This window comes from Enterococcus sp. 3H8_DIV0648 (assembly GCF_002140655.1).
In the GTDB taxonomy this organism is placed as follows: domain Bacteria; phylum Bacillota; class Bacilli; order Lactobacillales; family Enterococcaceae; genus Enterococcus_A; species Enterococcus_A hulanensis.
Genome location: NZ_NGLG01000001.1, coordinates 729863 through 744765 on the forward strand (window position 1 = coordinate 729863; position 14903 = coordinate 744765).

16 protein-coding genes and 2 riboswitches are annotated in these 14903 nt (G+C 42.0%); of the genes, 12 read left to right on the forward strand and 4 right to left on the reverse strand.

Annotated features, from left to right (window positions below; all coding sequences use genetic code 11):
• The coding region (locus A5875_RS03350; protein ID WP_088932289.1) for a DUF1003 domain-containing protein at positions 1 to 686 on the reverse strand (686 nt) is incomplete at its 3' end.
• A 395-nt stretch (positions 687 to 1081) separates the two neighbouring features.
• On the opposite strand from A5875_RS03350, the gene A5875_RS03355 reads away from it, so the two are divergent.
• The 9 genes from A5875_RS03355 to grdD all read left to right on the forward strand — a co-directional run bounded on the left by A5875_RS03355 (position 1082) and on the right by grdD (position 9672).
• Positions 1082 to 1465 (forward strand): hypothetical protein, encoded by a 384-nt coding sequence (locus A5875_RS03355; RefSeq protein WP_088932290.1) that lies wholly within the window; start codon positions 1082 to 1084, stop codon positions 1463 to 1465.
• A 329-nt stretch (positions 1466 to 1794) separates the two neighbouring features.
• A riboswitch (glycine riboswitch) is annotated at positions 1795 to 1900 on the forward strand.
• A gap of 3 nt (positions 1901 to 1903) precedes the next feature.
• A riboswitch (glycine riboswitch) is annotated at positions 1904 to 1973 on the forward strand.
• A gap of 110 nt (positions 1974 to 2083) precedes the next feature.
• The gene (locus A5875_RS03360) at positions 2084 to 2461 is read left to right on the forward strand and encodes a GrdX family protein (RefSeq protein ID WP_088932291.1); all 378 of its coding nucleotides are present in this window, start codon (positions 2084 to 2086) and stop codon (positions 2459 to 2461) included.
• Between the two features lie 40 nt (positions 2462 to 2501).
• Complete coding sequence (locus tag A5875_RS03365) at positions 2502 to 3788, forward strand: glycine/sarcosine/betaine reductase component B subunit (protein WP_088932292.1); 1287 nt, start codon at positions 2502 to 2504, stop codon at positions 3786 to 3788.
• A gap of 23 nt (positions 3789 to 3811) precedes the next feature.
• Positions 3812 to 4285 (forward strand): glycine/sarcosine/betaine reductase complex selenoprotein A, encoded by a 474-nt coding sequence (gene grdA / locus A5875_RS03370; RefSeq protein ID WP_088932293.1) that lies wholly within the window; start codon positions 3812 to 3814, stop codon positions 4283 to 4285.
• Between the two features lie 18 nt (positions 4286 to 4303).
• Complete coding sequence (grdB, locus tag A5875_RS03375) at positions 4304 to 5605, forward strand: glycine reductase complex selenoprotein B (protein ID WP_088932294.1); 1302 nt, start codon at positions 4304 to 4306, stop codon at positions 5603 to 5605.
• Positions 5606 to 5666: 61 nt separating this feature from the next.
• On the forward strand, positions 5667 to 6635 hold the full coding sequence (locus A5875_RS03380) for an NAD(P)/FAD-dependent oxidoreductase (RefSeq protein ID WP_088932295.1): 969 nt from the start codon (positions 5667 to 5669) through the stop codon (positions 6633 to 6635).
• A complete protein-coding gene (gene trxA, locus A5875_RS03385; RefSeq protein WP_088932296.1) occupies positions 6632 to 6955 on the forward strand; it encodes a thioredoxin TrxA in 324 nt (107 codons plus the stop codon). The genes A5875_RS03380 and trxA overlap by 4 nt, the downstream gene beginning before the upstream one ends.
• A 12-nt stretch (positions 6956 to 6967) precedes the next feature.
• On the forward strand, positions 6968 to 8503 hold the full coding sequence (gene grdC / locus A5875_RS03390; protein WP_088932297.1) for a glycine/sarcosine/betaine reductase complex component C subunit beta: 1536 nt from the start codon (positions 6968 to 6970) through the stop codon (positions 8501 to 8503).
• 11 nt (positions 8504 to 8514) lie between these two features.
• Entirely contained in the window at positions 8515 to 9672 is a 1158-nt protein-coding gene (grdD, locus tag A5875_RS03395; RefSeq protein ID WP_088932298.1) for a glycine/sarcosine/betaine reductase complex component C subunit alpha, read from the forward strand.
• 45 nt (positions 9673 to 9717) lie between these two features.
• Here grdD and A5875_RS03400 read toward each other — a convergent pair whose 3' ends face one another.
• The 3 genes from A5875_RS03400 to A5875_RS03410 all read right to left on the reverse strand — a co-directional run bounded on the left by A5875_RS03400 (position 9718) and on the right by A5875_RS03410 (position 11683).
• Positions 9718 to 10164 carry a hypothetical protein gene (locus A5875_RS03400; RefSeq protein WP_088932299.1) on the reverse strand — a complete coding sequence of 149 codons (447 nt, stop codon included), beginning with the start codon at positions 10162 to 10164 and terminating at the stop codon, positions 9718 to 9720.
• Positions 10165 to 10281: 117 nt separating this feature from the next.
• Entirely contained in the window at positions 10282 to 10914 is a 633-nt protein-coding gene (locus A5875_RS03405; RefSeq protein ID WP_088932300.1) for an HAD family hydrolase, read from the reverse strand.
• Position 10915: 1 nt separating this feature from the next.
• Positions 10916 to 11683, reverse strand: a complete 768-nt coding sequence (locus tag A5875_RS03410) for a DeoR/GlpR family DNA-binding transcription regulator (protein WP_088932301.1) — start codon at positions 11681 to 11683, stop codon at positions 10916 to 10918.
• A 161-nt stretch (positions 11684 to 11844) separates the two neighbouring features.
• Between A5875_RS03410 and A5875_RS03415 the strand changes: the two genes are divergently transcribed.
• The 3 genes from A5875_RS03415 to A5875_RS03425 all read left to right on the forward strand — a co-directional run bounded on the left by A5875_RS03415 (position 11845) and on the right by A5875_RS03425 (position 14814).
• Positions 11845 to 14115, forward strand: a complete 2271-nt coding sequence (locus tag A5875_RS03415; RefSeq protein WP_088932302.1) for an ATP-binding cassette domain-containing protein — start codon at positions 11845 to 11847, stop codon at positions 14113 to 14115.
• Between the two features lie 224 nt (positions 14116 to 14339).
• Positions 14340 to 14615 (forward strand): hypothetical protein, encoded by a 276-nt coding sequence (locus A5875_RS03420; RefSeq protein WP_171004912.1) that lies wholly within the window; start codon positions 14340 to 14342, stop codon positions 14613 to 14615.
• Entirely contained in the window at positions 14596 to 14814 is a 219-nt protein-coding gene (locus A5875_RS03425; protein ID WP_088932304.1) for a hypothetical protein, read from the forward strand. The genes A5875_RS03420 and A5875_RS03425 overlap by 20 nt, the downstream gene beginning before the upstream one ends.
• Positions 14815 to 14903 lie beyond the last annotated feature (89 nt).

A 14903-nucleotide genomic window follows, 5' to 3' on the forward strand; every position in this document is an offset into this window, starting at 1 on the left:
TTCTTTTCATTTTCTAAAAAATTTTGATTCTGTTTTATCAGTTCTTGTAAAAGTTCGATCTGCAATTGCTGTAATTCAGTTAGATGCTGCCATTTTGATTCCATCAAATAATCAATTTTTTCATGAAGTAAATGGATTTCGACCTCCGATTTAACGTTCACTTCGTAGTCGTTATCCGCCTCAACTCGGTCACGTTCAGTTTGGCGATTTTGACTCATTAAGATGATGGGTGCTTGGATCGCGGCCAAACATGACAAGGCTAGATTCAATAGAATATAAGGGAATTTATCGAATGGTTCAAAAAATAACGGTAAAGTGTTCAAGGTTATCCAAGCAACTAAGATAAAAATAAAAGCAATAATAAAAGTCCAGCTCCCGCCAAATTTAGCGATGCCGTCTGCAATCCTTTGACCAAATGTTTCCTTGGTCTTTAAAGCATCATTAACATTTTTAATGTGAACCTGCTGCGTACGAATTTTATGCTTTAATTCATGATCAAACTGCTTAGAAGTAGAAACTTCATTTTTTAATAGTTGATTGATGTATTGAAAGCGAAAATTCAAAAGGCTTATATGGGAAATAGTAGATGCTGCTGTTAAGTCTGTGTCCACTTTCAAGATAAACATTTGAAGCTCTTTATCTAGCTCAGAGATTTTGAAAACTTGATTTGATTGCTCATTTGTCATGAGAATCACCTGCTTTTTTTACAAATAATAGCACGTTGCCAGAACAATCGTTTAAAAAATGCTTATGAAAATAGCAGCTTAAAGTTGAGCATGCAGAAGTGGAAGTTTAAATGCTCTTTCCGCTTGATAAAAACAACGGTTGAGACTGGGTTAATTCCATATAAATCAATATTTCGAGAGCATTAAAATAGCTTATTATTGGCAAATTTTTTTATTTTTTAATCATCAACATCGAAAAATAAAAATAAATTTTTATTTCGTTCAATTATTGTTGAGTTTTCAGGATTGTTCATTTGTGAATTCCACATTTTGTAAAAAATCGTGTTTGACAACCATTATTCTTTGGGATTATAGTCATGGCGTGATCACCGGACAAAATCAAAGGAGGGAAATTCATGACGAATTCACCATTTACTGCAAATCAGATATTCACCTTAAAAAGAAAGACACTAGAAAAAAGAATGATGACGTATTACGAAGAAACTGGGGATGAAGAATCGATTATTAAATATTTGATAGCGCTTCAAGTGCGTGATGAATTAGGAATTGCCGATTTTTCCTTTTTCCATCAAGATCTTGTTCGCCATATCTTCTTTAATACTAAATCAACTCGGGCTTTGCGCCGCTACTATAAATATTTTGAGGAGTATTTTACCGAAAAAGAATGGCGGTCGCTAACAAGCCGTTTATTTTCAGCGCTTACTTTTGTCTCAAAGAAAATAAAAACATTATACACTCAGTTTATCAAAGAACCTTTGGCACTATTAGGCGGATCATGATGAAAGGATCAGCTAATGATCACTGCGTTGTTTGAACATTCGAAGGGATTATTTATGGTGTAATCCTCTGAAAAATGAGAAGACAATAAGTTTTGTAATTCCCTTGCTTTTAACTATTGTTATTCAAAAAAAATCTTTTTTTTGACGAATTTATTTATTTAGTCGTCGAGTGCTATCAAACTAGGAATGGCAAGAAATTTAAATAGTGACTCTTTTTCTTTATGTGATAGAAGACTGTGATTTATTTTTTTATCGCTAAAAAAAATTTCTTGTAATTCATTCGTGAAATTGTTAACATCTAATTGTAGAAAGCGTTTACATAAATATTCAAGAAGATTGCGGGAGAGTGCAGAAGCTACTGCCACCGAAGGTATAAGTTGTAAAATTTGCTGATTTTGCAGTGAACATCTCAGGTAAATGGACCGCAATTGGATGAAACTCTGGAGAGCAGAAATGCGCCGAAGGAGCAACCCCTGAAAGGGGGGAATCTCTCAGGCTAGGAACAGGGGACAACGGCACAGTGTGTCGTTGTCCCCTTTTTTATGGCTGCTAATGCTTTCTAGGAGTAAAGTGAAAAATCATCATGTGAAAACAAGCACAATGAAGGCTGGTGAATAGATGTTTATTATAACGAATAATCCAATGGTAAAAGAAAAGTTAGGCGAGGTTAGTTATGTGGAAGGTTCATACGGAGACGTATTGGCTGAAGTGAAGCGACAGATAATCGAAAAACACGTCTGCTTACTGTCGCATCCACTAAGCGGCAGTATCAAACCAAACGAAACCTATTATAAAACGATTTTTGCAGCAGAGACCACTTCTCAATACATTGATATTGAGAGTTTAGAATATATCGAATCAGCGATAGCCGTCTATGAAAAGTTTATCAAAAATAAGCAGCGCCCTAATTGGTCCTTAGCGGTACTCAAAGATTTTGCTTTTGTAGACTTTTATATCGCGCAAAGTACGTTGGACAGAATGGGGGTGGCACGATAAAGTTCAGCGTCTTGCAACTAATCAGAACTGAGGTGAATAAATGAAACTCGAAATTGGAAACATCGAAATCAAAGAAGTTGTTTTAGGTGAAGAAGAGAAAATCGATAATGGAACGCTGTATCTCGATTCGGCAAAAATCAAAGAGTTGGTTTTAACAGATGATCGTTTAGCTGACTGCAAGATCGAAATCGCTAAACCAGGTGACAGTGTTCGCATCACACCAGTTAAAGATGTGATCGAACCAAGATGCAAGGTTGATTCAACAACAGGTATTTTCCCAGGTGTTATCAACAAAGTAGATGTTGTGGGAAGCGGACGTACTCATGTATTAAAAGGCTGCGGTGTGATGACCGTGGGGAAAATCGTTGGCTTTCAAGAAGGTATTGTGGACATGCAAGGACCTGGCTCTGAACTGACGCCGTTCTCACAATTAATCGAAATTTGTTTAGTCTTGAAACCGCAAGAAGAGTTAGATCCTCATTTATATGAAGAAGCGGCTCGTTTTGCAGGACTGAAAACAGCTGATTATATCGGCAAGCTGGGTGAAATGATCGAACCAGATACCATTGAAACATTTGAGACTTTGCCGCTGCTAGAACAGATTCAGCAATATCCAGATCTGCCGAAAATTGGGTATGTTTATATGCTGCAAACACAAGGATTGCTTCATGATACTTATGTTTACGGCACAGATGCGAAGCACATCGTACCAACCATCCTCTATCCAACAGAAGTAATGGATGGCGCGATCATCAGCGGAAACTGTGTTTCTGCTTGTGACAAGAACACGACGTATCATCACTTAAATAATCCGGTGATAGCTGATTTGTACAAGCAGCATGGTAAAGAGATTAACTTTTTAGGTGTAATCGTAACAAATGAAACAGTCTATCTAAAGGATAAACATCGTTCCAGCGATTTTGTCGCGAAATTGAGCGAATATCTCGGGTTAGACGGGGTGATTATTTCTCAAGAAGGCTTTGGGAATCCTGATACGGACTTGATTATGAACTGTAAAAAAGTCGAAGAAAAAGGAATCAAAACAGTAATTGTTACAGATGAATATGCTGGAAGAGATGGTGCTAGCCAGTCATTAGCAGATGCAGATAAATTAGCAACTGCAGTTGTCACTGGCGGAAACGCAAATGAAACGATTCAATTACCAAAAATGGATCGCTTGATTGGGCAATTAGATTATGTCGATGTGATCGCAGGCGGCTTTGACGGCAGTCTGAAAGACGATGGCACGATTGAAGTTGAAATCCAGGCAATTACCGGGGCAACAAATGAACTAGGTTTTAACAAAATGTCTGCAAAAGGCGTTTAAAACATAATAGGGAGGAAATACTAATGACTTTAGATTTAAAAAATAAAAAAGTCTTAGTGATCGGCGACCGTGACGGTATCCCAGGACAAGCTATCGAAGCTTGTATTGAAGGTACCGGCGCTGACGTAATATTCTCATCAACAGAATGTTTCGTCTGAACGGCCGCTGGGGCAATGGACTTAGAGAATCAACGTAGAGTAAAAGAAGCAGCAGAAAACTTCGGAGCAGAGAACGTCGTCGTTCTAATCGGTGCTGCCGAAGGAGAAGCAGCTGGTTTAGCTGCTGAAACTGTAACTAACGGAGACCCTACGTATGCCGGTCCATTGACCAATGAACAGCTAGGTTTAGCTGTATATCACGCTGTAGAGCCAGAATTTAAAGAAGTTGTCGACTCAGATGTTTTTGAAGAGCAGATCGGCATGATGGAAATGGTTTTAGATGTTGATGACATCATTGAAGAAGTGTCCGAAATGAGGAATCAATACGCCAAATACTAACCAGTAAAGGAGCGTCTTATGACTAAGTTTAAAGTTGTTCACTACATTAACCAGTTTTACGCTGGTATAGGTGGTGAAGAAAAGGCGGATATCCAACCATTCTCGAAAGCCGAAGTAGTAGGACCAGGTCTTGCTTTTATGAATTCATTTGGTGATGAAGCAGAAATCGTCGGTACCGTTGTGTGCGGCGACAGTTTCTTTAACGAGAATTTGGATAGTGCCAAAAAAGATGTATTAGATCGAATCAAACAATTTGAACCAGATATTGTTGTTGCGGGTCCGGCTTTTAACGCCGGCAGATACGGCATTGCTTGCGGCGAAGTTGCTCAAGCGGTCATGACTGAACTGGGCATCCCTGCTGTGACGGGGATGTATGAAGAAAACCCTGGAGTTGAAATGTACAAAAAGGGTGCTTATATCGTACCGACTAGAAATAGTGCGGCGGGTATGAGAAAAGCAGTACCTGTACTTGCAAGTCTTGCGTTGAAATTGTTGAAGAAGGAACAAGTTTCACCGGAAACGGATAATTACTTTGTTCGTTATCGAAAGAATTTTCAGGATGAAAAACGCGGCTCTGCTAGAGCGGTGGATATGCTGGTACGTAAGTTGAATGAACAAGAATTTACGACCGAATATCCGATGCCTGAATTTGATAACGTCGCGCCAGCCACCGCGATAAGTGATTTATCGAAAGCGAAGATCGCGCTTGTAACTTCCGGTGGGATTGTTCCTAAAGGCAACCCAGATCGAATCGAATCGAGTAGTGCTTCGAAGTATGGAACATATTCTATTGAAAACGTTGATACTTTGACCGCTGACTCATACGAAACGGCTCATGGTGGGTATGACCCTGTGTATGCAAACCAAGATCCTAACCGAGTATTGCCATTAGATATAGTTAGAAAAATGGAAAAAGAAGGCGTGATCGGCAGCCTGCATAATTACTTCTACACGACAGTAGGGAACGGGACTGCCGTTGCCAATGCCAAGAAATATGCGGCTGAGATCGCACAAAAATTATTAGCAGATGGTGTCGATGCTGTTATTTTGACATCCACCTGAGGAACCTGTACTCGTTGCGGTGCAACGATGGTAAAAGAAATTGAAAAAACAGGTCTGCCTGTGGTTCATATTTGTACAGTGGTTCCAATCTCACAAACAGTAGGTGCAAACCGAATCGTTCCAGCTGTCGCGATTCCTCATCCATTAGGAAATCCAAGCCTAAGCTTGAAGGAAGAGCAAAAGCTTCGTCGCGGGATCGTTGAAAAAGCGTTAGTGGCATTAACAACACCTGTAGATGAACAAACGGTATTTGAATAATTGTTGACTGCCTGAGTGATATTCACTCAGGCGGTTAATTGAGATGAAAGGAGCTAACTAAATGTACGATGTAATCATTATCGGCGGCGGACCAGCCGGATTAACAGCAGCTTTGTATAATGCAAGAGCGCGCTTAAATGTTCTGCTTTTAGAAAAAACAAAATTAGGCGGTCAAATTGTTTCGACTCATGAAATTGCGAATTTCCCTGGATCAATCAAATCAACGGATGAAGAAACTTCAGGCCCAGAGTTGATCAGGCGAATGGCAGACCAGGCGAAGCAATTTGGTGCCGAGATTCAACTGCGCAAAGAAGTGACTGACTTGGATCTTGAAGGCAGTATCAAGAAAATTACTTGTAACGACGGCAGTGTGTACGAAGCACATGCAGTCATTTGTGCTAATGGCGCTTTTCCCAGAGAAATCGGTTGTACGGGCGAGCGTGAATTAGCCGGAAAAGGTGTTTCTTATTGTGCAACTTGCGATGGGGCCTTTTTCGAAGATATGGAAGTATTTGTGATCGGCGGCGGGAATTCAGCGGTGGAAGAAGCGATGTTCATTACGACATTTGCTCGTAAAGTGACGATCGTTCAAAATTTAAGTGATCTGACTGCGGACGCGATCGCTGTTGAGCAAGCCAAAGCCAATGAAAAGATAGAATATATTTTTGACTCAGTTGTGGAAAATATCGAAGGCGATGGTATGGTGGAAGCCATGACGATCCGCAATACGAAAACCGACGAGTTAACCCGATTTGAAGCAGATGAAGACGATGGACTATTCGGTATCTTTGTCTTTATCGGCAATGTGCCAAGCACGAAGCTTTATGAAGGAAAGATCCCATTAAACGAATACGGCTATATGATTACTGATGAAGCGATGTGTACGCAAATCCCAGGTGTTTTTGCCGCCGGAGATATGCGTCCGAAAGTTCTGCGCCAAGTTGTGACCGCTACTGGTGATGGTGCAACCGCGGCATTTTCAGCTCAAAAATATGTAGAAAAAATCAAAAGGGAGGCACCCGTAACATGATTGAATTAACTGTTGATAATTTTGCTGCAGAAGTATTGGAACAAGACACGCCAGTATTAGTAGACTGGTGGGGCGAGACTTGTGAAAACTGCTTGGCTTTGATGCCTGATGTAGAAGAGTTGCACGCCAAATACGGGGAAAAACTCCGTTTCACAAAATTTAATACCTCACAGAAAAAAGTTCGTCGTTTTTGTATCCAGCATAAAATCCTAGGTCTTCCGGTCATTTCAATTTACCAAAATGGTGAAAAAATTGACGAAGTAGCTAAAGATGATTGTACCAAAGAGGCGATCGAAGAAATGATCCAGAAATATATTTAAGGCGGGATGTTTATGAAATATTCAACTTTACGAGGGGCAAGTTATGTCTTGGTCCATACGCCTGATATGATCGAACATAATGGAACAACTCAAACAATGGAAAAGATTACGACACCAGATAGTCCTTACTTAGCGAATCTTTATGACAATATTCGCAGTTACGATGAAGTGGTCAACTATGCACCGAATCAAACGTTTATCGGGAACTTAAGTTATCAAGAGCTGAAGGAAATTCCTCAACCATGGGTCAATCAAACATTTGAGGGCAAACGTGAAGGCAAGTTCGGCGAAATTATGCCGGAGCTAGAGTTTTATGGTTTGCTGCAGATCGCTGATGTGTTCGAATTGGTTCACTTGGAAGAAGGCTTTGCAGCAACTGTGCGTGAAGCATTAAGCAATCATCCTTTGTTTAAAGACGACGTGGAGAAAATCAAAGAGGGCAAACCGCTTGATTGGATCGAAAAGGATATTGCGGAAAATCATGCAGAGGCTTTGTATTATGAGCACCAATTGGTTGGTTGTGTAAGTCCGGCTCATCAAATTGATGTGAATTTGAATGCTCATGTGATGCTGGAAAATTTGGTGGTGAAAGCTAGCGGTGTATTGGCTCTGCGCCAATTGATCGACAAGCATCAGCTTGATCCCAAAGAAATTGACTATGTAATCGAATGCAGTGAAGAAGCCTGCGGCGACATGAATCAGCGTGGCGGCGGGAACTTCGCCAAATCGATCGCTGAATTATGCGGATGTGAGCATGCGACAGGGTCGGATATTCGGAGTTTCTGTGCCGGACCGACACATGCCTTGATCACAGCAGCCTCTTTAGTAGCAGCAGGGACCCATAAAAATGTCGTCCTTGTGGCTGGCGGTGCGACGGCTAAATTAGGAATGAACGGCAAGTCACACGTAGGCAAGGGCTTCCCGATTTTAGAAGATGTTTTAGGTGGTTTTGCGGCCTTAATCAGTGAAAATGACGGGGTTCACCCAGTGTTACGTCATGATCTTACTGGTAAACATGAGGTTGGCAGCGGTTCGAGTCCTCAGGCGGTTACTTCGGCTTTGATTGCTAGTATTTTAGAAAAAGCTCAATTAACGATTAAGGATGTCGACGTGTATTCGGTTGAAATGCAAAATCCGGATATTACGAAGCCGGCAGGAGCGGGCGACGTGCCATTAGCTAATCTGAAAATGATTGGAGCTATTGGCGTGCTGCGTAAAGATATTGAAAAGAAAGATATGAAATCCTTTGTCGATGAAAAGGCTCTAGTAGGCTGGGCACCAACACAGGGCCACATTCCAAGCGGAATTCCTTATTTAGGTTTCGCGGCAGAAGATTTAGTTACAGGTGATAAAAAGCGTGCCATGATCGTTGGGAAAGGTTCCTTATTCTTGGGACGGATGACCAATTTGTTTGATGGTGTGTCAATTTTGATTGAGCGAAACAGTGGAAAAGTGTCTGAAGAAAATCAGCAAGATCTAGAAGAAATGGTGAAACGTGAAGTTACGCAAGCCTTGAGAAGCTTTGCTGCCAATCTTTCAGTAGAATAGAGGTGAGTGCAATGTCTGATCAAGTGAAACAAACAGTCAAAAAAGTTTTCGAGGATTTAGCAACTAGTTTGGAAACTGGACGAATGGAAGCGAAAATCAAGATCGGGTTGACCATTGATGGCAGCGAGTTAGGTCTTGATGTAATGAAACAGGCGGCGTTTGCTATTAAGCAAAAGAATCTTTTTGATTTAGTTTTGATCGGCAGCGACGTTGAGTGGGCAGCAGAATTTGAACATTATTCGACCACCGATTGTCAAAAAGAAGCGGCTGAATTAATGGAAGAACTGTTGGACAGCGGTGAAATCCAAGGCTGTGTGACGCTGCATTATAATTTTCCAATCGGCGTTTCTACTGTCGGTAAGGTCATCACTCCCGCATTGGGACGTGAACTTTATATCGCGACCACGACTGGGACGACTAGCGGAGCTCGCAATGAAGCGATGATATTGAATGCAATCAATGGACTCGTAGCAGCGAAAGCTTGCGGGATCAAACAGCCGACAATCGGTATTCTAAATGTCGAGGGTGCTAAAACAGTCGAGCGTTCATTAATTGCACTGCAAGAAAACGGCTATGAGCTTGCTTTTGGTGAAAGTCAACGTGAAGATGGCGGGAAAGTTCTGCGCGGTAATGATTTATTGCTAGGCAGTGTTGACGTCGTAGTCTGTGATAGTCTGACCGGCAACATTTTAATGAAGTTATTTTCTGCTTATTCAAGCGGCGGAAATTACGAGACCTTGGGTGCAGGCTATGGTCCGGGGATCGGTCGTCATTATGATCGCAATATCTGTATCATTTCGCGGGCCAGCGGTGCACCGGTAATCGCGAATGCGCTGGAATACGCGTATGAATTAGCAAAAGGCAAGCTGGGAAAAGTCAGTCAGACCGAATACCAAAAAGCCGATCAAGCAGGTTTGAAACAAATTTGCAGTGAGCTGACAGCGGCACCCGCAGCACAAACGAAGGAAATCGAACCGCCAGCCAAGGAGATCGTGACCAGTGAGATTGCTGGGATCGAGATCATGGAATTAGAAGATGCGGTGAAGGTTTTATGGGAAGCCGATATTTACGCGGAAAGCGGAATGGGCTGTACTGGACCGATCGTTCTCGTCAATGAGAAGAATTTGCCAGCGGCTCAGGATGAATTAAAAAAAGCGAATTATTTATAAAAGTAAAACCAGCTCACTTATTAAAAGGGCTGGTTTTTTTGTGTATCAAAATAGAAAATTACTAGTTGTAATCGAAATATGCGTGAGGGCAAACAGCAAGGTGAATGATAAAGCCAATGTATTCCGTAATTTCCAAGCAATTAGCAGGAAAAAGAGCGATGGAAAGACGGCCATCCCGGTCAGCATTACTCCGTTAGCGATGCCATTAAAATAATATCCCCAGAGGACAAAATAACTAAGCAGTGAAATCACAGAACTGATCGCCAACATTTGATTTTTACGCATAGGTATTTTATTTACAATGATGCAAAGCGAAGCCATCATGCCGAAACGGCCAATGTTTTCAAACAGGTTCCAGAGCCAGAAGGACGCTTCGTTGTGGTTCAGTGCATCAATCGGCGGTGTAACAAATAGAAATAATAGATTTGGAACCATCACTAGACAAACGGCTAATAATCCAAGGGGCGAAAAACCAATTCGATAATTCTTCATAGCTTACCTTTCAATCGAAATATGACGTACTTTTAGTATAAAAGTAAGCAGCCAAAAGGTCATCCAGCTAAAGTACTAGTTTTTTGTTGGAAACTTTGTGCGTTACGAAGCGCTGAATCAACGCTCGATATATTTCAAGAGGTCGTTTGGTTCGGCCAAAGTAATATCGGCTTGGGCAAACTCCGTATTTTCCTTCGCCCCCCATTTAGCTAGGGCGAAGTCGATCCCTGCTGCATGAGCGCTTTGCATGTCATAGATCGAGTCGCCGATGTAAATCGCTTGAGCTTTTTTCGCGCCGGATAGTTCTAAAGCTAAATTGATAGGATCAGGATTGGGTTTGTGTTTTTCGGTATGCGATGCAGTTACGACGGTCGTAAAATAATCACTTAACCCATATGGCTCAAACTCTGTTTTCATTGATTGATTTGTTTTGGAGGTGACCACACCTAAGGGAATCGCCATTTTCTTAAGTTCCGAAAGCAGTTCGCGAATGCCGGGAAATATTTCTGCGTAATCTAAAAAGCGCTCGACGTTCTTAACCCAGCATTCATGAAGAAAAGCAATCTCAGATTCAGAGGAACTAAATTTTTCAAGCGCCTTTTTACCAGGAATGCCGAGAATAAAATCCAAATCATGGGTGGGTACCGTCAGATTTTTTTGTTCCTTCAAGGTTGCCTGCAGGGATTTCACCATGACCTCCTCGGTGTCCATCAAGGTACCATCGATATCAAATAAGAGCGTAGTAGTCATTTTATTTCTCCTTCGTATTTATAATCGTCACACTTGCTTCTTTTAATATTTCTTCCAACTGTGCAGGGAGCTTTTGGTTGCAAATCAATGTGTCGATCTCCTCAAAAGGAAGTACACGATAATTGTGGGGTAAATTGATTTTCGTTTCATCAACCAACAGGATCAACTGTTTTGTTTGTCCGCGCAGTTTCTTCTTAAATTCGATCTCTTCTTCAAAGGCATAATAGACCCCCGCGGAATCGATTCCCGCCGCACTGATAAAGGCCAGATCAAAAAGGTAATGATCCAATTCAGCTAACGGCTTTGTTCCAGTCACATTACGACTTTCTCGATCAATATTGCCACCTAATATTCGTACTTTGCTGCGGGAATTTCTCAAGAGCTGATCGGCGATGTCTAATGAATTAGTTACAGCAAGCAGGTGATCATTAGAATCAAGATGTCTTGGGATAAAACTCACTGTCGTCGAAACATCCAGATAGATTAACTGGGCGTTTTTGAGTAAATGACTGGCCGCTTTCGCAAGTCGATTTTTTTCATCGTTCAAGTCAGCTGCACGATCTAAGTAATCATCTAAACGATTAAACGAATGGGGCAGACTAATCCCGCCATACGTACGATCAACTGCATTTTTCTCAGTCAGTTTTACAATATCTCTTCGGGCGGTATCTCGTGATGCACCGGTAATCGTCATAATATCCTTTAAACTCAAAGATTGCTTTGTTTCCAGCTCAGCTAAAATACGGTTCATTCGTTCCTGCTGATTCACATGATCACTCCTAACTGAATAAGTGTTTATAAGCTGTTTATAATTATAGCTTAAATTAACTTAACTGACGAGTGGAGCTTCAAAAGACTTGGAATTTTTAAAACCTACTTGACTCTCCAGTTGCGGCAGACTTTAGACTGGATGGGTAAGGGGGGAATCAGATGAAACCATTAAGATTAATCGGTCTCACACAAAACAATTTGCAGGATCTTTCATTGGTGATTCAAAAGAACCAGCTGATTGTATTTACAGGCGTGTCAGGTTCAGGAAAGTCCAGTTTGGTCTTTGACACGATCGCTGCAGAAGCGCAGCGGCAAATGAATGCGAATTATTCCGCATTCGTACGGAATCGGATGCCCAAGTTCCTCAAACCGAAAGCGGAGCGGATCGAAAATTTGAATCCAGCGATCGTGATTGACCAAACTCCGCTAGGCGGAAATCAACGCTCCACGGTCGGAACGATTACCGAAACCTATTCATTATTGCGATTATTGTATTCGCGAGTGGGGCGGCCGCAAATTGGCTCGGCCAGTCAATTCTCATTCAATCACCCGCAAGGAATGTGTCAGACGTGTTCTGGCTTGGGGCGGGTCAATCAAATCAATCTGGCTAAATTGATCGATCGGGAAAAATCTTGGAATCAAGGAGCGGTCATGGACACCAGATATGCAGTTGGAAATTGGTATTGGAAACAGTATGCAGCCGCTGACTTTTTTGACAACGATCAACCATTAAAGGAGCTTACGACTGCTCAATGGAATCAATTGATTTATGGCCATCCTGAAAAAGAACCGAAACCGCTCAATCCAAAGCTGGAAGGAATTTGTCGAAATTATGAACGGATCATTTTGAAGCGTGACCTATCGGAGCGCAGCAAAATGTATGAGGAAAAGTTAAAGGAATTATTAGTTGAAGCCCCTTGTCCTGATTGTGAAGGACGCCGCTTAAATAAGGAAACCTTGTCAGTGAAAATTAACGGATGCTCGATCGCGGATTGCGTGGCGATGGATATGCACGAACTTCTCACATTCTTAAAGGAGCTGCATTACCCAGAAGTGAACGAGGTGATCGCTGAAATCATGCGTCAAGTCCAACGGCTGATCGATATCGGGTTGGACTATTTACAATTGGATCGGAAGACGCCGACCTTATCGGGAGGAGAAGCGCAGCGAGTAAAACTGGTGAAACATATGGGGAGTGCCTTGAACGGGATGTTTTATATTTTTGATGAACCGAGTACCGGTATGCATGCCCGGGATGTTTCGCGGATCAATCGATTATTGCAGGACCTGCGGGACAAAGAAAATACCGTTTTTGTTGTGGAGCATGATCCTGATGTGATCGCGATCGCTGATGAAGTGATTGATATTGGACCATCAGCCGGTAAAAAGGGCGGCGAGATCATTTTCCGGGGAGATTATCCCGCACTGCTTCGGTCAGATAGTCTGACAGGAAAAGAAATTTGCCAGACGCTGCCGATCAATACAGCTCCTCGCAGCTGGCATGAAAAAATGACGATCAAAGATGCCACGCTGCATAATCTGAAAAATGTGACAGTGGATATTCCTAAACATGTTTTAACGGTAGTCACTGGTGTAGCCGGTTCAGGAAAATCGACATTGATCACTAAAGTTCTGCCGGAACAGTTTCCTAATGAAATCTCGATCATCAATCAGGCACCGATCAAGGCAACAAACCGCGCGACGCCTGCGACTTATCTAGGGATCTATGATGAAATTCGGCGCAGCTTTGCCAAAGCAAATAAGGTTCCCGTCGGTATGTTCAGCTTCAATTCAACAGGAGCGTGTCCGGTCTGCAATGGGAAAGGGGAAACAACGGTCGAACTTGTCTTTATGGACCCAGTCGTCAATGAGTGCGAAGCATGCGGAGGGCAGCGCTTTTCAGATGAAGCTTTGAGTTATCGCTTGATGGGCTGTACGATTTTAGATGTTCTAGCAATGACACCAAAAGAGCTGCTGGACTTCTATCAAGGGATCAGCAGTAAGAAAATGAACGAGAAGCTGCAGGCGATGATTGATACCGGCTTGACCTATTTACCTCTTGGTCGAAATCTGACGACTCTTTCGGGTGGTGAACGTCAGCGTCTGAAGCTGACCAAAGCAATCACGCAAAAGGAATCTGTTTTTGTACTCGATGAACCGACCACCGGACTGCATCTCTCAGATATCAAGAAGCTGAATGGATTGTTCCAGCGGATGGTGGATAAGGGAAATACTTTGATCATCATCGAGCACCACAGCGAGATCATCAAGCAGGCCGACTGGGTCATTGATATTGGACCGGACGGCGGAGTGAAGGGCGGCAATGTCGTTTTCACCGGTGTGCCGGAAGATTTATTAGCAAGCGGCACGATCACTGGAGAGTATCTAAAGAAAAGTAGTCAACTAATCGAAAACACGATCTCCTGCTGATTCAGCAGGAGATTTTTTCGGTCGTTTCGCTAGCACAGAAGATTGATTTGAATGCAGCAAAAAATATAAATAAAAAGAATCGTTTAGAGGGATTATTATTTAAAAGCTAAAAGCTCAACGGAGAGTAAGCCCGCTGAATTTTCTTTTATTTTTTAAAAGTAGTTGGAGCGAATCTTCCAATTTAAGTCAACTAATTTTGTTATACTTAAAGGGGGATGATTGTGATGGATCGATTGAGAAATATCTGTTGCTATGCACCCATGATGGTGTATGCAACACCAGAAGCAGAAGCAAAAGTAGATAAATTATGTTTGGCAATGGTTACACTGGCTGCGCAGGGCTGGAGTGTGGATCAGTTATATTATTATGCGCTGAAACACGGTAGTGAGATCAAGGACATCAATATGGTATTGACGGCAGATTCTAAAGGGTTAGTCATCATCTTTCGGTCGGAGCAGGAAAGACAGGAGGTGGAGGAATATGTCAGTGAATACTTTTAATTTAAACATCATTCATCAAAAGATGTGTGATGAATTTATCGCCGATATTTGGATTTACGCGATTCAAAAATGTATGGACCTGCAAGAAGCCTTCGTTGCAGCCAGAAAAGATGAGCAGCTTAACTATTTTTATAACCTGATCGATGAAAATGACGAAATGTTTCTATATGTACACGAAGAATTGGGACTAGATTGCTAGTCTCTTTTTTTATGCCGCGATTGCTTCTGACGGTTAGAGGCTAGTATACTGAGGATAAGAAGTACTGGAAAAAGAAAAGCAATGAAGGA